General features: G+C 53.7%; 6 protein-coding genes. 3 read left to right on the top strand and 3 right to left on the bottom strand.

What is annotated here, in order from left to right; all coding sequences use genetic code 11:
* Positions 1 to 267 precede the first annotated feature (267 nt).
* A complete protein-coding gene (locus tag FJV47_RS03540; protein ID WP_159610112.1) occupies positions 268 to 1,032 on the top strand; it encodes a DUF3800 domain-containing protein in 765 nt (254 codons plus the stop codon).
* 843 nt (positions 1,033 to 1,875) lie between these two features.
* Here FJV47_RS03540 and FJV47_RS03535 read toward each other — a convergent pair.
* Together FJV47_RS03535 and FJV47_RS03530 are read right to left on the bottom strand one after the other, a co-directional pair.
* The gene (locus FJV47_RS03535; RefSeq protein ID WP_159610110.1) at positions 1,876 to 2,133 is read right to left on the bottom strand and encodes a hypothetical protein; all 258 of its coding nucleotides are present in this window, start codon (positions 2,131 to 2,133) and stop codon (positions 1,876 to 1,878) included.
* Positions 2,130 to 3,014: a replication initiation protein gene (locus FJV47_RS03530; RefSeq protein ID WP_159610108.1), complete on the bottom strand. Its 885-nt coding sequence runs from the start codon at positions 3,012 to 3,014 to the stop codon at positions 2,130 to 2,132. The genes FJV47_RS03535 and FJV47_RS03530 overlap by 4 nt, the downstream gene beginning before the upstream one ends.
* A 653-nt stretch (positions 3,015 to 3,667) precedes the next feature.
* Between FJV47_RS03530 and mobC the strand changes: the two genes are divergently transcribed.
* Both mobC and FJV47_RS03520 read left to right on the top strand, forming a co-directional pair.
* A complete protein-coding gene (gene mobC, locus FJV47_RS03525) occupies positions 3,668 to 4,153 on the top strand; it encodes a plasmid mobilization relaxosome protein MobC (RefSeq protein WP_159610106.1) in 486 nt (161 codons plus the stop codon).
* Positions 4,150 to 4,902, top strand: a complete 753-nt coding sequence (locus FJV47_RS03520; RefSeq protein WP_159610104.1) for a relaxase/mobilization nuclease domain-containing protein — start codon at positions 4,150 to 4,152, stop codon at positions 4,900 to 4,902. The genes mobC and FJV47_RS03520 overlap by 4 nt, the downstream gene beginning before the upstream one ends.
* 33 nt (positions 4,903 to 4,935) lie before the next feature.
* Here the strand turns inward: FJV47_RS03520 and FJV47_RS03515 are convergent.
* Positions 4,936 to 7,009: restriction endonuclease (locus FJV47_RS03515; RefSeq protein WP_235026331.1), on the bottom strand; the 2,074-nt coding region annotated here is incomplete at its 5' end.

Genomic DNA, 7,009 nt, shown 5'->3' with positions numbered 1-7,009 from the left:
CAAGTCGGGGTTAGGTTCTTCAGCCATAATACAAACGATATGCTCTTTTTCGGTGACGTGTTGTAGGACATCTAAGAGGTAAGTATTCAATGATGTTTAGCGGGACCGAAGCTTATCGGACCCCGATGTCCCTCTGGAATGCTCTAAAGGGTGTTGCTTCTCTATGGGCGGTATGCACAAAGTAGGAGCACTGAAGACTATAAAATTCATCGTCCGCAATGTTGAGTCGGTGCTGAGAAGCTAAATTTTATAGGAAATACTTAGACTATGTACTTCTGCTATATAGACGACTCGGGTGACTCTAAAACAGGATCAACGATGTCAGTAATTCTTGTAGAAGATCGACACTGGTCAGGTCTTCTTGCGGAATGGATCGCCGGTAGGCGTAAGGTCCATAATGAATGGGGCTTGGGGAAGAACACAGAAGTTCATGCGAACAAGCTCTTTAAAGGACGTGGTCGTTTCTGTGACACTGAGGAACAGAACGATGCTTTTAACGACAAAGCAAGAGCAGCTGCAGCACGTGTGCTACTTAATAACCTTGCTAATTATGAGAACTTCACCTTGTGGAATTTCGGTATGGCAACCACAAGAAACCACGAGCTGTATGAGCGCGTTATCGCTTACATTGAAGAATGGGCTACTGCCCAAGACACTTATGTAACTGTCTTCTATGACGGGCTGCAAGGGTTCAAACATCTGCTTGAAGATGATGAAATCGAGCCCTCGAAGATCAAAGAACAATGGTTACTTGCAGGTCGTAACGCATCGGTCTACCGATCTGTACATCGAGAGCTGGACATAAAGAACCGGCGCGTCCTTGAAGATGTGATCATGCTAGACAGTAAATATAACCAACTAATCCAGGCCGCAGATTTAGCCGCATACTGCTGTTACCACAAACATCTTCAAGATCATCCAGAGATATGGGGGAGGAGAAATCGAGCTCTTCCCAATGCTGCCAGAGCTCATATGGCATTGCGCGGTCACTGGGCTGAAGGATCCGATAATGGAATGATCTGGTTTGGCTGAGAAACCTAGTTAACGCAAGAACCCCCCAAAAATGGAGGGTTCGCGAGATGCAAGACCCTCTGTTCAGCCACGAGGGCTGCCTAGGGCCTTGCACTGATAAATCTACCAGAGATGCAGAGCGAATGGAACATCTCGCTCTGTATTTGAGTAAGAATGCTTTACAGAAGTTCAGAGACCTTCGCTTTGCTCTCTTAGAGAGAATGTATCATTTCTCGTCTTTCGGGAAGCAAACGGACCCGTACGAACAGCAAGGGCCCCCTTTTTGTACGGGGTCACTCCCTAACCGTTAAGTCCTTTTCCACCGTTTCCAGAATGGAACTGGGGGTAGGTCAGACTGTAGGTCATGACCTAGGTCAGTTGCCTCGCCTGACCTAGGTCGTTGACTTAGGTCATTTTGGGATGCTTGATGCTCTTTGGATGGCTCGATCATTCGCATTGCAAGCTTCAACGATTCGACGTGTTCCCCTCGCTCTTTGAGCAAGATTTCAAGGTTTTCGCGCTTCGCTCGTTCGATTTTTAGTTCTTGTTCCAGCTCACTGATGCGGTTCAGTAGATCTTCTGACCTAGGTCGTTGACCTAGGTCATTTTTATTTGATCTAGGCCAGTGACCTAGGTCAGTTTCTGGGTGATCTAGGTCAGTTTTCTGCTCGGGTGGAGCAGGTTTTCCTGGTTTCAAGCCGGCCAAGACAAGGTCTTGGACTGGGATCGTCCATGCGCCGCCTGCCCCTTGAACTGCGTTGGGGAATTTACCTTCGCGTAGTCGCCGTTTAATGGTTGAGGGGGAAACTCCGCATTCTTGGGCGGAACGATTAATCGTCCAGGACGGACGAGCGCTCTGGACCACTAAGCTGCCTGATCTTTTTGGAGAGCATAGTGAACAGCGCTAACTGCTATGCCGACCTCTTTCGAGATGGCCCTCATAGAGAGTCCAGCTGCACGCAGCTCTTTAATGCGCTCATGACGTTGGGCAGCTCGTTGTAAATAGACTTCACGAGGTTCAGAGGTCCAACGTTGTGCGGTACGGGATGACATGCCGACTTTTTCAGCAAGCTCGCGAGCTGTCTTTCCATTGCGAGGGATACGTGCATAGACCTGAGTCATTCTGTTGCCCCTTTCCAAACTTGCGCGGATTTATCGCGTCGACTTAGCCCGCTTTTCCGTCCCCGAGCTGATTGCATCGCGATGAAGTTAGCTTCGTAGACGGCTGCACCGTCAAGCCACATGCGTGATTGGGTGACGATCCATCGATGAATGGATTTTGCTATCTGGTGCGCTTCATTGTGGGGTAGAGGTTCAGGGAACTCTGAATTTAAATGATGAACCTGATTGCTGATCGCTGTCCATAGTCCCTGCACGTCACCGAAATGATGGCGTACCTCGCGGTAAGCCCAAGTGCGTGCGGTTTCAAAAATCGAGCAGTTGCGTCCTAGACCTACAGGGTTTTTCCGTCGCGTTTTAGCCCAGGTAGCTGGAGGCATGAAGCCAGCGGTACTGAGATGCTCGTCGAGCTCGCTGAGAGTGTAGAGCTTGTCCGTGTACCAAGAAGCGTTCCAACTCTCGTGGGTGGGGTTCTTGGTGATGAGTCCGCTGTAGCCTTGGTCCCCGTCTACAGAGCGTCTCAGGGCTTCTGTAACCGCTGTGGCGTAGGCCAGAGGCTTGCGGCGGGCGTATTCGGTGCGGGTCACGGGTTCTTTGAGCGCCCAGACGGCATGGGCATGGCCATTCTCGGGGTTCTCTACTACTGCGTTAGGTAGCCATGCAGCGCGATCCCAGAGCGCGCGGAGGAGCGCATCTTCGTGGTCAATATCGACTATGAGGAGGTTCGACATTGCTCGTGGGTTGGTTTCGATATATCGCTTGCCTAGGGCTTGGGGCCGAGTGTGGCGATAGATGCCCGCTCTGAGGTCATCGGAAGCTAGAGGCCGCAGAGGTAGCCATAGCTGCTCCCAGTCCGAGCTGGGTGTATTGGTCTCTACGGTCATGAGAACAGCCTTTCACCCCGACGCTGTATATGCGTGAATTTGAGTGCGGCGTGTTCTAAGTACGTCGCGAACCAAGTCAGATGTTTCCGCGATCTAGGCGCTGAGCGTAGCGAAGTCCGTCTGCTCGTCTTCTGGAGTCTCCGTTCACGCACGGCCAACTGCCTACCCTCCCCCTCACCCTCCGTACTGGCCTAACACGCGAACGGCTGCGCCCCCTCTACCTTCTTCCGTCTTCCCTCCGTTGCTCCGGACTAAGTACACTCATGCCCAGTCGGGAGCGCGAGCGGCTCATAGGCATGGAGCGGGGTGTGGGGCGGCGTGAGTCCACGATCTTCACCCCTTGCGTCTGCGCCAGGGCACGCTTCGCAGGTGCCCTGGAAATCAACCTCCGCTGCGCTGCGGTTGATGGGCCGGCCCCGCGCCCTCCGCGTATGCACTTGGGGGTCGTCGGTCCCGTGTCCGGCCCCCTGTTTGCGCGCGGCATTTTCCTCCACGGTCGGACGCGCGCAAACAGATGCAAGGTATGATTATCCGTAACGGAAAACTGTCGTACCGCTCGTGCCTCGCTGACAGTTTTCGTTCCGGCTTATCGCCCCTTGCTCCTGCGGAGGGCTTGTTCTCGACCGCTTTGCGGTCTCGGAAGGACGGTTGTTATGGCGTTGTTTTCTCGGAAGAAAACACCGGCCCCGGATCGGCCGCGGAACCCGTTTGTTGAGACTCCGGAGCAGGAAGCTGCGCGGCGTGAACGGGAAGCTGCGGAAGCTGCTGCAGTCGAGGCCGCGCGGGTGGTTTATGAGCCGCGCAAGGGTGGCCGGCCTACGGTGGAGAACCCTCGCATGAAGCGTGTTTCCCTGTCCCTTTCTGACCAGGAGCACGAAGCCCTGGTTGCTGCGGCTGGAAGCCGGCGGGTGTCGGTGTGGGCACGGGAACGACTGCTCGCGTCACTAGCCACGGACCCCACCCCGGGCGCTGGCGCAGAGGTGGCGCGGCTGCGTGCGGATCTGGGCCGGGTTGGCTCAAACCTGAACCAGTTGGTGCGTGCGTTGAACTCCGGGCAGACCGTACCGAGTGCTGAGCTGCTGGACGCGGTGCAGGCAACGCGGGAGGAATTAGCGCGGGTGCGCGGTGAGCTGCCGTGATCGCGAAAATTACGCGGGGCAAGAATCCTGGGGATATTGGCGCGTATTTGCACGGTCCGGGCAAAGCGAACGAGCACACTTACACTGCTGCTGGGCAGCGGGTCTCTGGGGGTGTGGTGGTTGGGTCGAATATCGGTGCCGAGGGGCAGACTGATCCGCGGTGGTGGGCGGGTGAGCTGCGTAAGGCGTTGAACACGCGCCCGGAGATCAAGAACCCGGTTTGGCACGCCTCCCTACGAAACACCGCGACGGATCGGACGCTGAGCAATGATCAGTGGGCTGATATTGGGCAGTCGTTCGCTGAAGACATGGGGTATGCGGAGCATCCGTGGGTGATGGTGCGTCACGGGGATGACCACGTGCATATCGTGGTTTCTCGGGTCAGCGATTTGGGGGAGGTGTGGCATGCCAGGAACGACCGCCGAGTAGCACAAACAGCCTGCACAAACCTTGAGAAAGATTATGGGCTGGAGGCTGCTCCGCGCCGTAGGGAGGCGGTGAAGCAACCGGTGATGGTAGGCCGGGAAAACGCCAGGTTTAAAACTGATCTGGTCGCCGCGCAACGTATGCAAAAGGAGCGCGAGGCTCAGGAAGTAGCGGAGAAAGCTGCACAGCGTGCCAAGTGGCGTGAGGCAACCTTCCCTAATCCGTCTACTACTAGCGGACCTAAAAAGGGATTGCGGACAGAATCGGAAAAGTACGTTCCGCCTCAAGTGCAGCAGGCCCGAGACGAGGGGTATGAACGCTAGCGAGTTGTTAGGGAATAAGTAGGACGGGATCTCTTAGCTGCTACTCTCAGCTTCGCTGAGTGCATCAATCCGATTAGCTATTGTTCTTAACCTCTGTGAAATTAGCTTGGGCGGATCAGGGAACACCCAGCCCTTTCCTACTGCATGAGTACCTTGGATAAGGGGTGAAGAGATAAGGTCTAACAAAGGTTTTATAGATGCCTGAGTTGGTCGTGGCTCTACTACGTCTCTGAGCAAAAAGTAGATTTGCTCAGCGCTGAGAGCGCCTTCCGTCTCGCCGTCCGGGTTGTTAAATTCGCGACGTAGACAGTCGATCACCTCTATGAGGAGTTCTACTGATCGTTGTTGTTGTCCCCAGGCTGTCTCTAAAGCAGACCATCCATCCTCTTTGCCCGAGAGGAAATCTGTAACGACGTCAAGAGGGGCTGGAATGCGATCTTGGTTGTCGAGAAGAAGCTTCAAACGTGCTAAGTCAAGAAGGACAATATTGTTCTCGTCCGCCCAGCTGACTACACGGCCTACGAAGGTAGGACCTACGAGAACGGCAAATTTAGCTTTGTGTTTCGTGACGTGATCTTTGAGTGCGGGAAACTGCACCATATTATCGGTGATGGTGCCTGAAGCGCTGGATTTGGCATCGACAATGAATCGCTGGGTCTTTCCAGGGCCATCAGTGTAGTGGACGAGGACGTCTGTTTTTCCCGGTCCGCCAAGATGCTCTGCGTGGTATCCCAGAGCTTCAAAGCATTGTTGGATGGCCTTCTCAAATCGTTCGGGATTTTTCGAGTCTGTGGCAGCTTCGGTCACCTCCTGGCGCAGGACGCCTGAAGCGGTAGTCTCTTCTACTACTGTGGATGGTTGATTGGGCACTTCCGGTTCTGAAAGAAGAGACATTTGTTGCGCTAGTGCGAGTCCGTCCTGCGTGGCACGAAACTGACCTGGAGCGAGTTGTTCAATAGCCGAGCAGGCAACTAACAAATGTATGCGCGAGCGAATTTCCGAAAGGCTGAGCTGTGATCCATAAGCACGGTTAATGGTTTTTTGAAGCGTAGGGACGCGGATGACTTCTTTCATATAAGGGATGAGTTCCCCGACAACAAATATCTTTGTGTGGGCTATGGCGAGTAAACCCCATCGTTCCTCAGAGTTGATCCATTCGCGTGCATTGACAGTCAATCTGTAGCCGTTTAGAGATACTTGTTCGACCAGGCCCATTGATCTGAGCGCGTATAGCGCGCTGATGCCGGACGAGTCTTTGACCCCGAAATCTGCTGAGCACCGGGAAACAAATTCCTCTTTGGTTGTCTCCGGGTCGAATAATAGGCACAGGTGCTTAATGCTTTCGTAGATATCACGAACGTTAGATCGCGGAATGTAACCGAAAGCATTTTTTCTTTTTGACAGTTTTTCATCGTTCATCTGCGATGCTTCCTGAGCAATGGCTGCAGGAAGAGTGATGTTAGATGTTGCCTGGGGGTCGAGCTCACGGCTGACATCCGCTGGCTGAACAATTTTTAAGAGTGGCAGGACGTCTTCACCCCTCTTAGTAAGGTGGATTGTCCGGTTAAATGTGAGCTCAACATACTTAAGGGATCTGAGCCACCCCACCCGTCTTCGCACCGGATCCAAAGTCTTCCAATCCAGTTGGTACTTCGCGCTGGCTTCCTTATAAAGCTCTTCGTGTGTTATGCCAGGGCGATCACGAAGGATTTGCAGGATTTCGCCAAATAGACGAATTCGCGAATGAATGAGGCCCGCGAGGAGGCGGTCATCCGCGGTGGATAGCCATTGAGCAGCGGTCTCGCTGATTTTGACATGTCCCTCGCCGTTACTGGCTAAGATTCCGCTTGATCCGAGATTTCTGGAGTACCAGCCCACGGTACGCACGCTGCCGTCGGGACTGGCGATTTCAGTATTGTACGAGCCGTCCGTTTCTTGAAGTTTTTTGAGGAATTCTCTGAGGCGCTGCACTTGATCTTCAATACTGCCCCCTAGCCACGGACAGCCGCCATATCTCACAGCCCAGTCCCGCGGCGTTGGTAGTGAAAGATTAGTGCTCAGCAAGTCGGGGTTAGGTTCTTCAGCCATAATACAAACGATATGCTCT

This window comes from Glutamicibacter sp. JC586 (genome assembly GCF_009805585.1).
Taxonomy (GTDB): Bacteria; Actinomycetota; Actinomycetes; order Actinomycetales; family Micrococcaceae; genus Glutamicibacter.
The sequence above is the reverse complement of the archived record's forward strand: the minus strand, read 5'-3'. Positions and strand labels throughout refer to the sequence as shown.

Excerpts from the sequence above, each read along its gene's own strand:
- FJV47_RS03535 (WP_159610110.1), bottom strand. The coding sequence starts at position 2,133 with ATGACTCAGGTCTATGCACGTATCCCTCGCAATGGAAAGACAGCTCGC.
- FJV47_RS03540 (WP_159610112.1), top strand. The coding sequence starts at position 268 with ATGTACTTCTGCTATATAGACGACTCGGGTGACTCTAAAACAGGATCA.
- FJV47_RS03530 (WP_159610108.1), bottom strand. The coding sequence starts at position 3,014 with ATGACCGTAGAGACCAATACACCCAGCTCGGACTGGGAGCAGCTATGG.
- mobC (WP_159610106.1), top strand. The coding sequence starts at position 3,668 with ATGGCGTTGTTTTCTCGGAAGAAAACACCGGCCCCGGATCGGCCGCGG.